17 protein-coding genes are annotated in these 15,595 nt (G+C 66.5%); 15 read left to right on the forward strand and 2 right to left on the reverse strand.

Annotated elements, in window-relative coordinates:
- Nucleotides 1-95: 95 nt before the first annotated feature.
- Both SOM47_RS15980 and SOM47_RS15985 read left to right on the forward strand, forming a co-directional pair.
- Nucleotides 96-722, forward strand: coding sequence for a DUF47 domain-containing protein (locus SOM47_RS15980; RefSeq protein ID WP_042613020.1), 627 nt, complete (start codon nt 96-98; stop codon nt 720-722).
- A 12-nt stretch (nt 723-734) separates the two neighbouring features.
- Nucleotides 735-1,856 carry an inorganic phosphate transporter gene (locus tag SOM47_RS15985; protein ID WP_101100052.1) on the forward strand — a complete coding sequence of 374 codons (1,122 nt, stop codon included), beginning with the start codon at nt 735-737 and terminating at the stop codon, nt 1,854-1,856.
- 163 nt (nt 1,857-2,019) lie between these two features.
- On the opposite strand, the gene parE is transcribed toward SOM47_RS15985, so the two are convergent.
- Nucleotides 2,020-3,909: a DNA topoisomerase IV subunit B gene (gene parE / locus SOM47_RS15990; protein WP_042613022.1), complete on the reverse strand. Its 1,890-nt coding sequence runs from the start codon at nt 3,907-3,909 to the stop codon at nt 2,020-2,022.
- A gap of 163 nt (nt 3,910-4,072) precedes the next feature.
- Here parE and SOM47_RS15995 point away from each other — a divergent pair, with 163 nt between their 5' ends.
- The 9 genes from SOM47_RS15995 to truD all read left to right on the forward strand — a co-directional run bounded on the left by SOM47_RS15995 (nt 4,073) and on the right by truD (nt 11,618).
- Nucleotides 4,073-4,309, forward strand: coding sequence for a hypothetical protein (locus tag SOM47_RS15995; RefSeq protein WP_042613023.1), 237 nt, complete (start codon nt 4,073-4,075; stop codon nt 4,307-4,309).
- A gap of 353 nt (nt 4,310-4,662) precedes the next feature.
- Nucleotides 4,663-6,327, forward strand: a complete 1,665-nt coding sequence (gene pyrG / locus SOM47_RS16000) for a CTP synthase (RefSeq protein ID WP_042613024.1) — start codon at nt 4,663-4,665, stop codon at nt 6,325-6,327.
- A 93-nt stretch (nt 6,328-6,420) separates the two neighbouring features.
- The gene (gene kdsA / locus SOM47_RS16005; protein WP_101100055.1) at nt 6,421-7,251 is read left to right on the forward strand and encodes a 3-deoxy-8-phosphooctulonate synthase; all 831 of its coding nucleotides are present in this window, start codon (nt 6,421-6,423) and stop codon (nt 7,249-7,251) included.
- Nucleotides 7,248-7,601: a hypothetical protein gene (locus tag SOM47_RS16010; RefSeq protein WP_192083845.1), complete on the forward strand. Its 354-nt coding sequence runs from the start codon at nt 7,248-7,250 to the stop codon at nt 7,599-7,601. Before kdsA ends, SOM47_RS16010 begins: the two co-directional genes overlap by 4 nt.
- A 126-nt stretch (nt 7,602-7,727) precedes the next feature.
- Complete coding sequence (eno, locus tag SOM47_RS16015; RefSeq protein WP_192083844.1) at nt 7,728-9,020, forward strand: phosphopyruvate hydratase; 1,293 nt, start codon at nt 7,728-7,730, stop codon at nt 9,018-9,020.
- A gap of 4 nt (nt 9,021-9,024) precedes the next feature.
- A complete protein-coding gene (ftsB, locus tag SOM47_RS16020; protein ID WP_042613028.1) occupies nt 9,025-9,375 on the forward strand; it encodes a cell division protein FtsB in 351 nt (116 codons plus the stop codon).
- A complete protein-coding gene (ispD, locus tag SOM47_RS16025) occupies nt 9,372-10,070 on the forward strand; it encodes a 2-C-methyl-D-erythritol 4-phosphate cytidylyltransferase (protein WP_042613029.1) in 699 nt (232 codons plus the stop codon). The genes ftsB and ispD overlap by 4 nt, the downstream gene beginning before the upstream one ends.
- 34 nt (nt 10,071-10,104) lie before the next feature.
- Entirely contained in the window at nt 10,105-10,602 is a 498-nt protein-coding gene (ispF, locus tag SOM47_RS16030; protein ID WP_320506142.1) for a 2-C-methyl-D-erythritol 2,4-cyclodiphosphate synthase, read from the forward strand.
- Nucleotides 10,599-11,618, forward strand: a complete 1,020-nt coding sequence (gene truD, locus SOM47_RS16035) for a tRNA pseudouridine(13) synthase TruD (RefSeq protein ID WP_192083843.1) — start codon at nt 10,599-10,601, stop codon at nt 11,616-11,618. The genes ispF and truD overlap by 4 nt, the downstream gene beginning before the upstream one ends.
- A gap of 81 nt (nt 11,619-11,699) precedes the next feature.
- On the opposite strand, the gene SOM47_RS16040 is transcribed toward truD, so the two are convergent.
- Nucleotides 11,700-12,236 carry a Smr/MutS family protein gene (locus SOM47_RS16040; RefSeq protein WP_320506143.1) on the reverse strand — a complete coding sequence of 179 codons (537 nt, stop codon included), beginning with the start codon at nt 12,234-12,236 and terminating at the stop codon, nt 11,700-11,702.
- A 195-nt stretch (nt 12,237-12,431) separates the two neighbouring features.
- Between SOM47_RS16040 and surE the strand changes: the two genes are divergently transcribed.
- Genes surE through SOM47_RS16060 form a run of 4 tightly spaced genes read left to right on the forward strand, consistent with a single transcriptional unit; the run spans nt 12,432 to nt 15,301 of the window.
- Nucleotides 12,432-13,211 (forward strand): 5'/3'-nucleotidase SurE, encoded by a 780-nt coding sequence (gene surE, locus SOM47_RS16045; RefSeq protein ID WP_042613041.1) that lies wholly within the window; start codon nt 12,432-12,434, stop codon nt 13,209-13,211.
- Entirely contained in the window at nt 13,208-13,885 is a 678-nt protein-coding gene (locus SOM47_RS16050) for a protein-L-isoaspartate(D-aspartate) O-methyltransferase (RefSeq protein ID WP_191771771.1), read from the forward strand. Before surE ends, SOM47_RS16050 begins: the two co-directional genes overlap by 4 nt.
- Before the next feature lie 22 nt (nt 13,886-13,907).
- Complete coding sequence (locus SOM47_RS16055) at nt 13,908-14,522, forward strand: YqaA family protein (protein ID WP_042613034.1); 615 nt, start codon at nt 13,908-13,910, stop codon at nt 14,520-14,522.
- Nucleotides 14,519-15,301, forward strand: coding sequence for a peptidoglycan DD-metalloendopeptidase family protein (locus SOM47_RS16060; RefSeq protein WP_320506144.1), 783 nt, complete (start codon nt 14,519-14,521; stop codon nt 15,299-15,301). Before SOM47_RS16055 ends, SOM47_RS16060 begins: the two co-directional genes overlap by 4 nt.
- The last annotated feature ends 294 nt before the right edge of the window (nt 15,302-15,595 follow it).

The raw sequence follows: 15,595 nt of genomic DNA on the forward strand, positions 1-15,595 counted from the left end.
TCCGTCAGAAACGTCCGGGAGTACCCGCAACGGTCATCTAGCCGTCATAATTCCATCTGGTGCCGTCCTTCCCGTGACGGCGAACAGGTTTCTCAATGTTCTCTCTGCAGACCATTTTCGGCTCCGGCAAACAGTTCTACACCCTGCTTGATGAGGCCGCCGTCGCGGCCAGCGACAGCGCACGCGCCCTGCACGCGATGATGCGCGAGTCCGACCGCCAGCCTGCGCTGGATGCCTTCAAGCTTGCCCGTCTGCGTGAACGCGCCGCGTCGGACAAGATCAGCCAGGCGCTGGTGGACAGTTTCATGACCCCGATCGAGCGCGAGGACATCGAAGCGCTCGGCTCGGCGCTGTACAAGATTCCCAAGCAGGTCGAAAAGTTCGCTGACCGCTATTCGCTGGCCGTAGCCCACCTGGAGCACATCGACTTCGCCCCGCGCGCGGCGATGTTGGAACAGGCCGCTGCTGTGGTGGTGGAAATGGTGGCCGACCTTCGCCACATGAACCTGGACCGGATGACCGCGCTCAACGAAAAGCTGCGTGCGCTGGAAAACGAGGCCGACCGGCTGATGCTGGAGCTGTACCGCGACATCTACTCCGGTCGCCTGGACCACCTGCAGATGTTCCTGCTGAAGGAATTCTTCGAGATCCTGGAAAAGGCCATCGACCGCTGCCGCGAGGCGGGCGTGGTGGCGTACCAGATCGTCTTGAAGAACAGCTGACGGGCCGCACGGATGCTGACCCTTGTCCTGGTGGTGATTTTCGCCGCGCTCGTCTTCGAGTTCATCAACGGCTTCCACGATACCGCCAACTCCATCGCCACCGTGGTCGCCACCAAGGTGCTGTCGCCGGGTTGGGCGGTCATGCTGGCGGCCTTCATGAACCTCATCGGCGCATTGACCGGCACCGCCGTCGCGCTGACCATCGCCTCCGGCCTTCTCAACACCAACGTGGTCGACGTGACCCCGCAGGTGATCCTGTGCGCGCTGCTGGGCGGCATCATCTGGAACCTGATCACCTGGTGGAAGGGGCTGCCGTCCTCTTCCTCGCACGCGTTGATCGGTGGCCTGTGCGGTGCCGGCCTGGCCGCTGCCCACAACAACTGGGATGCGTTGATCTGGTCCGAGCGGCTGGGCAGCTGGGCGCAGAACAAAGGCCTGCTGTGGAAGGTGTTCGTGCCGATGATCACCTCGCCGGTGGCCGGCTTCCTGCTCGGCATCGTGGTGATGCTGCTGCTGTGGGCGATGATCGCCGGCCTGGCCAAGGTGGGCGGGGCGATCGGCCGGCTTGCCCGCCCGCGCTTCGTCAACATGTTCTTCGGCAAGGCGCAGATCGTTTCGGCCGCCTACATGGGCTTCGCGCACGGGCACAACGATGCGCAGAAGACGATGGGCATCATCGCCATGACGCTGATCGGCGCCGAGGCCACCGGTGCACTGGACAACCTGCCTTCGTTCCTGGCCTTCATGCATCCCGACGCGAGTGCTGGTGACGGCATCGCGATGTGGATCGTGCTGACCTGCGCGGTGGTGATGGCGGCCGGTACGGCGTCCGGTGGCTGGAAGATCATCAAGACGCTCGGCCACAAGATGGTCAAGCTTCACCCGATCCATGGCTTCGCTGCGGAAACCAGTTCGGCCACGGTGCTGACCGTGGCGGCGCACTTCGGCATGCCGGTGTCGACCACGCACAGCATCTCCACCGCGATCATGGGCGTTGGCTTTGCCAAGAACCCGCGTTCGCTGCGGTTGGGCGTGATCGAGCGCATCGTATGGGCCTGGATCCTGACCATCCCGGCGGCCGGTGGCTGTGCCTACCTGATCCTCAAGCTGTTCGAGATGGTGGGCTGGGCCTGACCGCCCGACGCCGCGCATCGGCATAAACAAACGCCGGCCCTTGGGGCCGGCGTTTTTTGTTGGTCAGGCTTCAAGCGACGCCAGGTCGCCCGCGCCGAGTGGACAACGCCGAGTCAATGAGGTTGGGGCCGTCGCCACGGCCCCGTGCAATGACGCGCCCGGGTCAGGCTTCCAGCGACGCCAGGTCGCCCTTGGTCTCCAACCAACCCTTCCGATCCGATGCACGCTTCTTCGCCAGCAGCATGTCCATCAGCGAATGGGTCTGCTCGCCATCGTCGATGGTCAGCTGGACCAGCCGGCGCGTATCGGGATGGATGGTCGATTCGCGCAGCTGCGGCGGGTTCATCTCGCCCAGGCCCTTGAAGCGGGTCACGCTGATCGCGCCCTTGATCTTCTCGCGCTCGATCTTGTCCAGCATGGTGCGCTTTTCTTCTTCATCCAGCGCGTAGAACACCTGCTTGCCCACGTCGATGCGGAACAGCGGCGGCATCGCCACGAACACGTGGCCGGCATCGACCAGCGCCGGGAAATGCTTCAGGAACAGCGCGGTGAGCAGGGTGGCGATGTGCAGGCCGTCGGAGTCGGCGTCGGCCAGGATGACGACCTTGCCGTAGCGCAGGCCACTGATGTCTTCCTTGCCCGGATCGCAACCGATGGCGATGGCCAGGTTGTGCACTTCCTCGGAGGCCAGCACGCTGTTGGAGGAGACCTCCCAGGTGTTCAGGATCTTGCCGCGCAGCGGCATGATGGCCTGGAAATCCTTGTCGCGGGCCTGCTTGGCGCTGCCGCCGGCCGAGTCACCTTCCACCAGGAACAGCTCGGTGCGGGACAGGTCCTGGCTGATGCAGTCGGCCAGCTTGCCGGGCAGGGCAGGGCCTTGGGTGACCTTCTTGCGCACCACCAGCTTTTCGGTCTTCAGGCGCGCGCTGGCGCGTTCGATGGCCAGCTGGGCGATGCGCTCGCCGATCTCCACGTTCTGGTTCAGCAGCAGGCTGAAGGCATCATGGGCGGCGCCTTCGACGAAGCCGGCGGCCTGGCGCGAGGACAGGCGTTCCTTGGTCTGGCCACTGAACTGCGGGTCGGTCATCTTGATCGACAGCACGAAGGCGACCCGGTCCCAGACATCTTCCGGCGCCAGCTTGACGCCGCGTGGCAGCAGGTTGCGGAAGTCGCAGAACTCGCGCAGCGCCTCGGTCAGGCCGGTACGCAGGCCGTTGACGTGGGTGCCGTGCTGGGCGGTGGGGATCAGGTTGACGTAGCTTTCCTGCACCAGCTCGCCTTCGGGCATCCAGGCCACGGCCCAGTCGGCGATCTCGTTTTCCTTCTTGACGTGGCCGACGAACAGATTGCCCGGCAGCATCTCGCGTTCGCCGAGTTCCAGCTTCAAGTAGTCGCGCAGGCCGTCTTCGTAATGCCAGGTGTCCACTTCGCCGGTGGCTTCATCGGTCAGCTTGACCGTCAGCCCGGGGCACAGCACCGCCTTGGCGCGCAGCAGGTGCTTGAGCGCGCGCACCGCGAACTTGGGCGTATCGAAGTACTTCGGATCCGGCCAGAAGCGCAGCCGGGTGCCGGTGTTCTTCTTGCCCACGCTGCCGACCACTTCCAGCGGCGAGGCGAGGTCGCCATTGCGGAAGGTGATGCGGTGTTCGGCGCCTTCGCGCTTGATGTGCAGTTCCACCAGGGTGGACAGCGCGTTGACCACGCTCACGCCCACGCCATGCAGGCCGCCGGAGAAGGTGTAGTTGTTGTTGTTGAACTTGCCGCCCGCGTGCAGGCGGGTCAGGATCAGTTCCACGCCGGGGATCTTTTCTTCCGGGTGGATGTCCACCGGCATGCCACGGCCGTCATCGCTGACTTCCACGCTGCCGTCCTTGTACAGGGTGATCTCGATGGAGCGCGCGTGGCCGGCCAGCGCTTCGTCCACCGAGTTGTCGATCACTTCCTGCGCCAAGTGGTTCGGGCGGGTGGTGTCGGTGTACATGCCGGGGCGGCGCTTGACCGGGTCAAGGCCGGACAGGACTTCGATATCGGCGGCGTTATAGCGGGTGTTCATCTATGTTCAAAGCGTTGGAGCGACGCGCAAGTGTGCGGTCTGGGCAGGGATTTTGCACGCCTGCGGTTCATCTGCCGGGCCATCGGCGGCGCTAAAATGGCCACAGCTGGGAAACCGACCCCAGCGCCCCCATGTTCAGGGTCGTTACCGCGAGGAGGACTCCATGAAGAAGCTGCTCACTATCGCCATCGTTGCCGCTGCCGTGGTCGCCGTGCCGCTGGCGCTGGCCCAGAACGCCGGCCAGTCGACGCCGCAGCAGGGCGACCAGGCCAATCCGGCGCAGGCCGAAGCCGATGCCAAGGCCAAGCGCCGCGCGCAGGCCAACGCCGAGCTGAAGGCCAACGGCCAGCAGGCGCCGCAGCGCGAGGAAGAAGAGGAAGAAGCCCGCAAGAAGCGCTGATCTGCCGCGCTTGCGTGCCCGGGCCCCGGTTCTGCCGGGGCCTTCTTTTTGCCCGATTGTCGGCTGCCCCTTGGGCTTGGGGCCTTCAATCTGTAAACTATCGCTTTCCGGGAGTAGTGCGTGTCCACCATCAGCGATTGGACTGGCAAGGCCATGCGTGGCAGCCAGCAAGGCTGGGCGCAGGTGACGGTCTCCACGACCGGCACGGCCAAGCTGACCTCGCTCGCTGGCCACCGCCTCACCTCCCTCCTCGCCGCCTCGGCGAGTCGCCAACCCCCCTTTCTGCCTACCCCCCGCCCGTTGGGCCGGAGGGGCGTGGCCGTTCCTCAATTCAATACAGGATGCTTGCAGCCATGACTCCCTTGATTTTCGTAACCGGCGGCGTGGTGTCCTCGCTCGGCAAAGGCATTGCCGCCGCGTCACTGGCCGCAATCCTCGAAGCCCGTGGCCTGAAGGTCACGATGATGAAGCTCGACCCGTACATCAACGTCGACCCGGGCACCATGAGCCCGTTCCAGCACGGCGAGGTGTACGTCACCGATGACGGCGCCGAGACCGACCTGGACCTGGGCCACTACGAGCGTTTCGTGCGCACCCGCCTGAGCCGCAAGAATTCGGTCACCACCGGGCGCATCTACGAGAACGTGATCCGCAAGGAGCGCCGCGGCGACTACCTCGGCGCCACCGTGCAGGTGATTCCGCATATCACCGATGAGATCCGCCGCTGCATCGACGAAGCCACCGAAGGCTTCGACGTGGCGCTGGTGGAAATCGGCGGTACCGTCGGCGACATCGAGTCGCTGCCGTTCCTGGAAGCGATCCGCCAGGTGCGTACCGAGCGCGGCCCTGAGAAGGCGTTGTTCATGCATCTCACCCTGGTGCCGTACATCAGCGCCGCCGGCGAGCTGAAGACCAAGCCGACCCAGCATTCGGTCAAGGAACTGCGCTCGATCGGCATCCAGCCGGACGTGCTGCTGTGCCGTTCCGAGCAGGCGGTGCCGGACTCGGAGCGTCGCAAGATCGCCCAGTTCACCAATGTCTCCGAGCGCGCGGTGATCAGCGTGCCGGACGTGGACGTGCTGTACAGCATCCCGATGGGCCTGCACGCGCAGGGCCTGGATGACATCGTGGTGAATCAGTTCAAGCTGGCCGACAAGGCCGGCCCGGTCGACCTGTCGATGTGGGAAGACGCGGTGGACGCCACGCTCAACCCGCTCGATGCGGTGACCATCGCGGTGGTCGGCAAGTACGTGGACCACCAGGATGCGTACAAGTCGGTGGGCGAGGCGCTCAAGCATGGCGGCCTGCGCCAGCGCACCAGGGTCACCCTGAAGTGGCTGGAAGCGCAGGAGCTGGAAGGCAGCGACATGTCCGCGCTGGCCGATGTCGATGGCATCCTGGTGCCCGGTGGCTTCGGTGATCGCGGCTTCGAAGGCAAGGTGCTGACCTCGCAGTACGCCCGCGAGCACAAGGTGCCGTACTTCGGCATCTGCTACGGCATGCAGGCCGCGGTAGTGGATTACGCCCGCCACGTGGTCGGCCTGGAAGGCGCCAACAGCACCGAGAACGACCGCCAGTCGCCGGATCCGGTGATCGGCCTGATCACCGAATGGCGCACCGCCACCGGCGACGTGGAGAAGCGTGACGACAAGAGCGACCTTGGCGGCACCATGCGCCTGGGCCTGCAGGAGCAGCGCCTGAAGCCGGGCACGCTGGCCCGCGAGCTGTACGGCAAGGACGTGGTCGAAGAGCGCCACCGCCACCGTTACGAGTTCAACAACCGCTACCGCACCCAGCTGGAAGATGCCGGCCTGGTGATCGCCGGCAAGTCGATGGATGACACCCTGGTGGAAGTGGTCGAACTGCCGCGCAGCGCGCACCCGTGGTTCCTGGCCTGCCAGGCACACCCGGAGTTCCTGTCCACCCCGCGTGCCGGCCACCCGTTGTTCATCGGCTTCATCCGTGCCGCGCGCGAGCGCAAGGCGGCGGGCCAGCCGCTGGCCGACGCCGTTGCCTGACTTGCAGTGGGGGCGTGCAGCCCCCATGTTCCGCGCTTGAACCCCTGATGCCTGCCGGCCCGCGCCGGCGCCGCGCCACAACAAGGAAACGCCATGAAACTGTGTGGATTCGAGGTCGGGCTGGACCAGCCCCTGTTCCTGATCGCCGGCCCCTGCGTGATCGAGTCGATGCAGCTGCAGCTCGACGTCGCCGGCCGCCTGAAGGAAATCACCGGCCGGCTCGGGGTGAATTTCATCTTCAAGTCCAGCTTCGACAAGGCCAACCGCACCTCCGGTACCGCCTTCCGTGGCCCGGGCATGGAAGAAGGCCTGAAGGTACTGGCCGAAGTGAAGAAGCAGATCGGCGTGCCGGTGCTGACCGACGTGCATGAGTACACCCCGATGGACGAAGTGGCCTCGGTGGTCGATGTGCTGCAGACGCCTGCGTTCCTGGTCCGGCAGACCGATTTCATCACCAAGGTCTGTGCCGCCGGCAAGCCGGTGAACATCAAGAAGGGCCAGTTCCTGTCCCCATGGGACATGAAGCCGGTGGTGGAGAAGGCCAAGGCGACCGGCAACGAGCAGATCATGGTCTGCGAGCGCGGCGCCAGCTTCGGCTACAACAACCTGGTCAGCGACATGCGCTCGCTGTCGGTGATGCGCGATACCGGCTGCCCGGTGGTGTTCGATGCCACCCATTCGGTGCAGCTGCCGGGCGGGCAGGGCACCAGCTCCGGTGGCCAGCGCGAATTCGTGCCGGTGCTGTCGCGTGCTGCGGTCGCGGTCGGTGTGTCCGGCCTGTTTGCCGAAACCCATCCCGACCCGTCCAAGGCGCTGTCCGATGGCCCCAATGCCTGGCCGCTGGATCGGATGGAAGAACTGCTGGAGACCCTGATGGAGCTCGATGCGGTGACCAAGAAGCACGGCTTCTCCCGCTTCGCATGAGTCTCGACCCGTGGGCGGCGCTGGATGCGCGCCGCCAGCGGCGGCAGTGGCGCCACTGGCCATGGGGCTGGACGGCGCTTGGCCTGTCTCTGGCGGCATGGGCCAGCGTGTTCATGCTGGCCTTCCTGGTGCTCGCCAGTGTCGGCATGCCCGGCGATGGCGACCATGCCCTGCGGGCGACCCGCATTCCCCTGCTGATCACCCTGTCCATCGGCGTGCTGGTGACCATCGGCTGCCTGGTGGCCAGCGTGCTGTCGCTGCGGCTGCCGCAACGGCCGGCCGCAGGCATCGCAGCGCTCGCGCTGCTGGCCCTGCTGGTGGCCTGCCTGCTGTTGCCGCGCCTGTTCTAGTCGCACCGCTGCAGGCGTGGCGGCACGAGATTCAGCAACCGATTTGGCAATGGGCGGCCGTGCGGGGATAATCACGCGGCATTCGTTTTTGTCGCCTTCCTCTACAGACAGGTAACCGGCCAGCCCATGAGTACGATCCGCAGCATCCACGCCCGTGAAATCCTCGACAGCCGTGGCAACCCCACGCTGGAAGCCGACGTCATCCTGGAGGACGGTTCGTTCGGTCGCGCCGCAGTCCCCTCCGGCGCCTCGACCGGCACCAAGGAAGCGGTGGAACTGCGTGACGGCGACAAGACCCGTTACCTCGGCAAGGGCGTGCGCAAGGCCGTGGAGAACATCAACGGCGCCATTGCCGGCGCACTGGCCGGCTTCGATGCCGCCGACCAGGAAGGCCTTGACCGCCGCCTGATCGACCTCGATGGCACCGAGAACAAGGGCCGCCTGGGCGCCAACGCGCTGCTGGGTGTTTCGATGGCCGCCGCGCATGCCGCCGCCGCATCGAACAAGCAGGCGCTGTGGCAGTACCTGGCTGGCAAGACCGGTGTTTCACCGTCGCTGCCGGTGCCGATGATGAACATCATCAACGGTGGCGCGCATGCGGACAACAACGTGGACTTCCAGGAGTTCATGGTGCTGCCGGTGGGCTTCAGCTCGTTCTCCGAAAGCCTGCGCGCCGGTACCGAAATCTTCCATTCGCTGAAGTCGGTGCTGAAGGGCCATGGCCTGAGCACCGCCGTGGGCGACGAAGGCGGCTTCGCCCCGGACTTCCGCAGCAACGTCGAAGCGCTCGACACCATCCTGGAAGCGATCGGCAAGGCCGGTTACACCGCCGGTGACGACGTGCTGCTGGGCCTGGACGTGGCCTCCAGCGAGTTCTACGAGAACGGCAAGTACAACCTGGTCGGCGAGAACAAACGCCTGACCTCCGAGCAGTTCGTCGACTTCCTCGCTGACTGGTCGAACCAGTACCCGATCATCACCATCGAAGACGGCCTGGCCGAGAACGACTGGGCCGGCTGGAAGCTGCTGACCGACCGCATCGGCAAGAAGGTGCAGCTGGTCGGCGACGATCTGTTCGTCACCAACCCGAAGATTTTCAAGGAAGGCATCGATTCGGGCACCGCCAACGCGATCCTGATCAAGGTCAATCAGATCGGCACCCTGAGCGAAACGCTGGAAGCGATCGCCATGGCCGACCGCGCCGGTTACGCGGCCATCGTGTCGCACCGTTCGGGCGAGACCGAAGACACCACCATCGCCGATATCGCCGTTGCCACCACGGCAACCCAGATCAAGACCGGTTCGCTGTGCCGCAGTGATCGCGTGGCCAAGTACAACCAGCTGCTGCGCATCGAAGAAGCGCTGGGTGCCGGCGCACGTTACGCCGGTCGTGATGCCTTCGTCTCGTTGAAGCGCTGATCCCATGCGCAACTGGCGGTGGGCGCTGTTGGCCTTGGCCCTGCTGCTGGCATGGTTGCAGTACCGTTTCTGGTTCGGCCCGGGCAATTCAGGCGAAGTGATGACCTTGGAAGCCCAGGTCGAGCACCAGAACCGTGACAACGATGGCCTGCAGCAGCGCAATGATGCGCTGGCTGCCGAAGTGCAGGATCTGAAGGAAGGACAGGCGGCCATCGAAGAGCGCGCGCGCAGCGAACTGGGCATGATCAAGCCCGGCGAGAAGTTCTACCGCGTGGTCGAAGATGCGCCGGTGGCCCCGGTGCGTGCCCCTGTGGCCGCGCCGACGCCAGCCGATCACCCGGCCGACGTGCCATGAGCGCGGCGATCTGGGTGATCGTGCCCGCCGCCGGTCGTGGCAGTCGTTTCGGCGCCCCGGTGCCGAAGCAGTACCTGCAGGCAGGCGGCCGGACCCTGTTGGCCCACACCCTGGATGCCCTGCTGGTGCACCCTGCGGTGGCCGGTGCGATGGTGGTGATCAGTGCCGACGATGCGGATTGGCCGGGCTGGACCGAATGGTCCGGCAAGCCCGTCCTGACCTGCCACGGCGGCGAGACGCGGGCGGCGTCGGTGCTGGCCGGGCTGCTCGCGTTGCCCGACAGCGTGCGCGCCGATGAGTTCGTGCTGGTGCATGACGCGGCGCGGCCCAACCTGGCGCTGGCCGATCTCAGCCGGCTGCTGGAAGTGGGGCGCGCTGATCCGGTGGGTGCGATCCTGGCCGCCCCGGTGCGCGACACGTTGAAACGCGCCGGCGACGATGGCGGCATCGACGGTACCGAGCCGCGCGCGCGGCTGTGGCGGGCACTGACCCCGCAGTTGTTCCGTCGCCACCAGCTGGCGCGGGCACTGACCGAGGCGGCTGCCGCCGGTATCGAGGTCACCGACGATGCCATGGCCATGGAATGCCAAGGCCAGCGTCCGGTGCTTGTGGAAGGCAGCGAGGACAACTTCAAGGTCACCACGCCCGCGGACCTGGATCGCTTCGAATTCGTACTTTCCCGTCGCGCCGAATGACCGGCGCGCGCGCTGCATAGCAAAGGCTGTTCCGATGACCACGCTTCCTTTCCCGCCTGTCCGCATCGGCCAGGGTTACGACGTCCATGCCTTCGGCCCGGGCGACCACATCATGTTGGGGGGAGTGCGCGTCGCGCATACCGCCGGCGTGCTGGCGCACAGCGACGGCGATGTGGTCCTGCATGCGCTGTGCGATGCCATGCTCGGCGCGCTGGCGCTGGGCGATATCGGCCAGCATTTCCCGCCCAGCGATGACCGCTGGAAGGATGCCGACAGCAGCGATTTCCTTGTCCACTGCGACGTGTTGCTGCGCTCGCGTGGCTGGCAGGTCGGCAACACCGACATCACCGTGATCTGCGAACGTCCCAAGATCGGGCCGCATGCCGCAGCCATGCGCGAGCGCATCGCCGAGCTGCTGCAGCTGCCGCTCGATGCGGTCAGCATCAAGGCGACCACGTCGGAGAAGCTGGGCTTCACCGGTCGCGAGGAAGGCATTGCCGCGCAGGCCATCGTGCTGCTGGTGGCGGCATGATGCCGTTGCCGCTGGCCTTTGGTGAGCCACTGTTCGCACGTGCGCTGATCCGCAGCACGCCTGATGATTTCCAGGTCGATGAACTGCCGTCCTTCGAACCCACCGGCGAAGGCGAACACCTGCTGCTGGAGATCCGCAAGCGCGGCGCCAATACGGTGCACGTGGCCAAGCTGCTGGCGCAGTGGGCCGGCCTGCCGGAGATGGCGGTGAGCTTCGCCGGCATGAAGGATCGGCACGCGGTCACCACCCAGCGCTTCAGCGTGCACCTGCCCAAGCGCGTGGCGCCGGACCTGGCCCTGCTGGCCAGCGACGAAGTGGAGGTGGTGTCCTCGACCTGGCACAACCGCAAGCTGCAGCGCGGGGCGCTGGCCGGCAACCGCTTCAAGCTGGTGCTGCGCGAAGTGGACGGTGATGCCGCAGCGATCGACGCACGCCTGCAGCAGATCGCCGAACGCGGCATTCCCAACTGGTTCGGTGAGCAGCGCTTCGGCCGCGACGGTGGCAACGTGCCAGCCGCGCTGGCGATGTTCGGCGGCCGCCGCATGCGCAAGGACCAGCGCTCGCTGCTGCTGTCGGCCGCCCGTTCGGCCCTGTTCAACCGCGTGCTTGCCGCGCGCGTGGAGCAGGGCAGCTGGGACCAGCCGATCGATGGCGAGGTGTGGATGCTGGATGGCAGCCGCAGCGTGTTCGGTCCGGAGCCGTGGAGCGAGGTGCTGGCTGAACGCCTGGCCCGTTTCGACATCCATCCCAGCGGCCCGTTGTGGGGTGTCGGCGACCTGCGCAGCAGCGATGCCGCGCGTGCACTGGAGCTGGCCGCGATCGACGATGAGCAGTCACAGGCGCTGCGTGCCGGGCTGGAAGCCGAAGGCCTGAAGCACGAGCGCCGTTCACTGCGCCTGCGTCCGGCGCTGCTGCAGCACCAATGGCTGCAGGATGGCGTGCTGGAACTGTCCTTCGCGCTGCCGCCGGGCTGCTACGCAACCGCCGTGCTGCACGAACTCGGGCCGGTCACGTAAAAAAAAGGGGACGGAGGGGATTAAGTCGTTTTCGACCGCTTTTGCCGGCCGAAAACGACTTAATCCCCTCCGTCCCCTTTTTCAACGGGCCAGCAGCACCAGTACCGCGCCGGTGCCGCCCTGCGCGGCGGGCGCGGAGTGGAACGCCAGCACGTCGTTGCGCAGGCGCAGGTGGCGGTCGACCAGGTTCTTCAGCACCGGCGCACCGCCATCGGACTGCAGGCCCTTGCCGTGGATGATCCGCACGCAGCCATGTTCGTGGTCGTGCGCCTCCAGCAGGAACTGGCGCAGCAGCTGTTCGGCCTGGGCCGCGCTGGCGCCATGCAGGTCCAGTTCGTCCTGCACCGAATACTGGCCCTTCTTCAGCCGCTGGAACATGCGCGGGGGCAGGTTGTCGCGGCGGTAGCTGAGTGCATCACCGGCATCCAGCGGAGCCCCGTCGCGCAGCAGCCGGGCGAACTCTCCCAGCGCTTCCTGTTCATCACGTTCGGCCATCCGGGCCCGCGGGCGCGGCTTGGGCCCAGCCGGTGCCGGGCCGCTGCCTTTGCGCAGCGGGGTAACCTGCCCGATGGCTGACCGGAACAGTTCGGCGGGATCTTCGTCATGCGGATGCGACATGCCGACAGGTTAACGCATGCCGCCACCGTCATGAGGATGCCCAATGACCCATGGCAGGGTAGGCCCTGCGACCCGCATGCGGCACAATACATGACGCACTTGCGAGGTCGCCGCCGCCGGGGGAGCGCCGTGACCACGTCCATGTCAGCAGTGATTGGAAGCGAAGTCTTGAACGATGAAGTGGTGAAAACCCAGATGCGGGTCCTGGTCAGCAATGACGATGGTGTCGATGCCCCGGGCATCGCCATGCTGGCGGCGGTCCTGCGCCAGGCCGGGCATGAGGTCACCGTGGTCGCGCCCGACCGGGATCGCTCCGGCGCCAGCAACTCGCTGACCCTGGACCTGCCGATCCGCCTCAAGCGCCTGGATCACCACACCGTCTCCGTCGCCGGCACCCCGACCGATTGCGTACACCTGGCGTTGACCGGATTGCTGGACCAGGAGCCGGACATCGTCGTGTCGGGCATCAACAACGTGGCCAACCTGGGCGACGACGTGATCTATTCGGGCACCGTCTCGGCGGCGATGGAAGGGCGTCACCTGGGGCTGCCTGCGGTCGCCATGTCGCTGGTCAGCCACAACCATGAGCCGAAGCATTTCCAGACCGCCGCGCGCGCCGCGGTGGAAATCGTGGCGCAGCTGAAGGCCGATCCGCTGCCGGCCGACACGATCCTCAACGTCAACGTGCCGGACCTGCCGTGGAGCGAGGTCAAGGGCTTCGAAGTGACCCGGCTGGGCAACCGCCACCGCGCCGAAGGCTGCATCGCGCAGAAGGACCCGCGTGGCAATGCGGTCTACTGGATCGGCCCGGCAGGGCGCGAGCAGGATTCCGGCCCGGGCACGGACTTCCACGCGGTGCGCACCGGCTTTATTTCCATCACCCCGATCCAGGTCGACCTGACGCGCTACCAGGCGCTGGAAAAAGTCGCCAGCTGGGTCGGCGGGCTGAGCGCCGCACTGGGCCGCCCGGCATGACCGCGCGCTTGCGACTGCAGCCCGAAGCGGTAGGCATCGGCATGACCTCCCAGCGCGTGCGCGATCGCCTGGTCGAGCGCCTGCGCGAAGCCGGCATCGTCGATGAGGCCACCCTCAATGCCATCCGCGTGGTGCCGCGCCATCTTTTCATCGACGAAGCGCTGGCTTCGCGTGCCTACGAAGATACCGCCCTGCCGATCGGCCACGGCCAGACGATTTCCCAGCCGTGGGTGGTCGCGCGGATGACCGAGGCGATCCTGCAGGTTGCGCCGAAGACCGTGCTCGAAGTGGGCACCGGCTCGGGTTACCAGGCCGCCGTGCTGGCGGCCGTGGGCCTGGAGGTGTTCACCGTCGAACGCATCGGCGACCTGCTGCGGCAGGCCCGCAAGCGGTTCCGTTCGCTGGCGATGAACATCCGCACCAAGCACGACGATGGCCGGGTCGGCTGGCCCGAACATGGACCGTACGACGCCATCGTGGTCACCGCCGCGGCGCCGGCGCTGGTGGATGCATTGATCGAGCAGCTGGCCCCCGGCGGCCGGCTGGTGGCTCCGGTCGGCGGGCCGGGCGCGCAGTCGCTGGTGCAACTGGATCGCCTGCCCGACGGCAGCATCACGCAGTCCGTGTTGGCGCCGGTCACCTTCGTCCCGTTGCTGTCTGGCATGCTGGACTGATTTTTCACGGAGCAGGGCATTCATGAAGATTTTCGGGCCGCTGTACGAGCGCGCATTGAAGTGGGCCAACCATGAGCGGGCGCCGACTTACCTGACGGTGCTGAGCTTCATCGAAGCGATCATTTTTCCGGTAATGCCGGAAGTGATGCTGGCCCCGATGTGCGTGGCCCAGCCCAAGCGCGGCTGGTGGTTCGCCACCCTCAGCCTGTCCGGTTCGATGGTGGGTGCGGTGGTCGGCTACGCGCTGGGCCATTTCGCGTTCGAGGCGGTCAAGCCGCTGCTGGACACGATGGGCATGCTGCCGGGCATCGAGCGCGGCATTGCGATCGTGCAGGCCAAGATGGCCGAGTCGCCGTGGGCGGTGTTCACCTTCCTGGTGCTGGGCGGCTTCATGCCGATTCCGATGAAGGTCTTCACATGGGCGTCGGGTATCGTCGGCGTACCGATGCCGCAGTATCTGCTGAGCATGCTGATCGGTCGCGGCAAGCGCGTGTTCGTGCTGGCCGCGGTGATCCGCATCGGTGGACCGCGCGCCGAGGCGGCGCTGCGTCGCTGGATTGAACCGCTGGGCTGGATCGCCACCGCGATGGTGGTGGCCCTGGTTGCCTGGCTTGTATGGAGGTCGAAGTTCGCATGAGTGCTGATCGTTTCAACAGGGGGCTGCGCCTGGGCGCGCTGGCCATCACGCTGACCGCGTTGACGGCCTGCGGTACCGCCACCGTGGTGCGTCCCTCCGGTTCGGGTGGCAGCGCTGCATCGGCCACGCCGAAGGCTTCCATCGCCCAGCCGGGCAAGACAGTGCGCGTGCAGAAGGGCGACACCATCTACGCCCTGGCACGCATCCACAGCATCACCCCGGCAGACCTGATCGCCTGGAACAGCCTGTCCAACCCGTCGACGATCTACCCCGGCCAGGTGATCCGCCTGTATCCGCAGGGCGCGGGCGGTGGCCGCGTGCCGACTACCGTGGTGACGGCGCCGCGGGCGTCCGGTGGCACCGCCACCACGACCCGGCCGGTGGCAACCACACCGCCGGTGCGCAGCAGCATCAGCTGGCGCTGGCCGGCCGATGGCGCGGTGGTGGGACGCTTCGTGGCAGGTGAGACGACCAAGCAGGGCGTGGACATCGCCGGCACCAGCGGCCAGGCGGTCAAAGCTGCCGCCGACGGCGTGGTGGTGTATTCCGGCGCCGGCCTGGTGGGCTACGGCGAGCTGATCATCGTCAAGCACAACGAGCAGTGGCTGTCGGCCTATGGCCACAACCGCAAGCGTCTGGTCAACGAAGGCCAGAGCGTGAAGGCCGGCCAGCAGATCGCTGAGATGGGCCGGACCGGTGCGAACCGGGACATGCTGCATTTCGAGATCCGCTACAACGGCAAGCCGGTAGACCCGCAGCAGTACCTGCCGACGCGGTGAGCGCGGCTGCCGCCTAGAGCGGTTGCCGTGTGTCTGCCTGCCTGGCGTGTGGCGGTGGGGTAGACGGGACACGGGAGCGCGTCATCGCATTCGCGCTGCCGCTCCCGCAATTTGCTGCGCAAACCGCGGGCCCCTTCTCATCGGCTTCCAGACCCCGCCGCTTCGCGGCCGCCCCTGACTCAGGGGCTCCTCCACCCGACACCTCGAGGTGCTCTGGTAGCGCCGACCCATGGTCGGCGGAATGTTCCCGCCAGCGGCCCGCTGCGCTCGCCGACCATGGGTCGGCGCTACCGA

The sequence above is a fragment of the Stenotrophomonas sp. CFBP8980 genome, assembly GCF_034046095.1.
Lineage (GTDB): Bacteria > Pseudomonadota > Gammaproteobacteria > Xanthomonadales > Xanthomonadaceae > Stenotrophomonas > Stenotrophomonas lacuserhaii.

Excerpts from the sequence above, each read along its gene's own strand:
- SOM47_RS15980 (WP_042613020.1), top strand. The coding sequence starts at position 96 with ATGTTCTCTCTGCAGACCATTTTCGGCTCCGGCAAACAGTTCTACACC.
- SOM47_RS15985 (WP_101100052.1), top strand. The coding sequence starts at position 735 with ATGCTGACCCTTGTCCTGGTGGTGATTTTCGCCGCGCTCGTCTTCGAG.
- parE (WP_042613022.1), bottom strand. The coding sequence starts at position 3,909 with ATGAACACCCGCTATAACGCCGCCGATATCGAAGTCCTGTCCGGCCTT.
- SOM47_RS15995 (WP_042613023.1), top strand. The coding sequence starts at position 4,073 with ATGAAGAAGCTGCTCACTATCGCCATCGTTGCCGCTGCCGTGGTCGCC.
- pyrG (WP_042613024.1), top strand. The coding sequence starts at position 4,663 with ATGACTCCCTTGATTTTCGTAACCGGCGGCGTGGTGTCCTCGCTCGGC.
- kdsA (WP_101100055.1), top strand. The coding sequence starts at position 6,421 with ATGAAACTGTGTGGATTCGAGGTCGGGCTGGACCAGCCCCTGTTCCTG.
- SOM47_RS16010 (WP_192083845.1), top strand. The coding sequence starts at position 7,248 with ATGAGTCTCGACCCGTGGGCGGCGCTGGATGCGCGCCGCCAGCGGCGG.
- eno (WP_192083844.1), top strand. The coding sequence starts at position 7,728 with ATGAGTACGATCCGCAGCATCCACGCCCGTGAAATCCTCGACAGCCGT.
- ftsB (WP_042613028.1), top strand. The coding sequence starts at position 9,025 with ATGCGCAACTGGCGGTGGGCGCTGTTGGCCTTGGCCCTGCTGCTGGCA.
- ispD (WP_042613029.1), top strand. The coding sequence starts at position 9,372 with ATGAGCGCGGCGATCTGGGTGATCGTGCCCGCCGCCGGTCGTGGCAGT.
- ispF (WP_320506142.1), top strand. The coding sequence starts at position 10,105 with ATGACCACGCTTCCTTTCCCGCCTGTCCGCATCGGCCAGGGTTACGAC.
- truD (WP_192083843.1), top strand. The coding sequence starts at position 10,599 with ATGATGCCGTTGCCGCTGGCCTTTGGTGAGCCACTGTTCGCACGTGCG.
- SOM47_RS16040 (WP_320506143.1), bottom strand. The coding sequence starts at position 12,236 with ATGTCGCATCCGCATGACGAAGATCCCGCCGAACTGTTCCGGTCAGCC.
- surE (WP_042613041.1), top strand. The coding sequence starts at position 12,432 with ATGCGGGTCCTGGTCAGCAATGACGATGGTGTCGATGCCCCGGGCATC.
- SOM47_RS16050 (WP_191771771.1), top strand. The coding sequence starts at position 13,208 with ATGACCGCGCGCTTGCGACTGCAGCCCGAAGCGGTAGGCATCGGCATG.
- SOM47_RS16055 (WP_042613034.1), top strand. The coding sequence starts at position 13,908 with ATGAAGATTTTCGGGCCGCTGTACGAGCGCGCATTGAAGTGGGCCAAC.
- SOM47_RS16060 (WP_320506144.1), top strand. The coding sequence starts at position 14,519 with ATGAGTGCTGATCGTTTCAACAGGGGGCTGCGCCTGGGCGCGCTGGCC.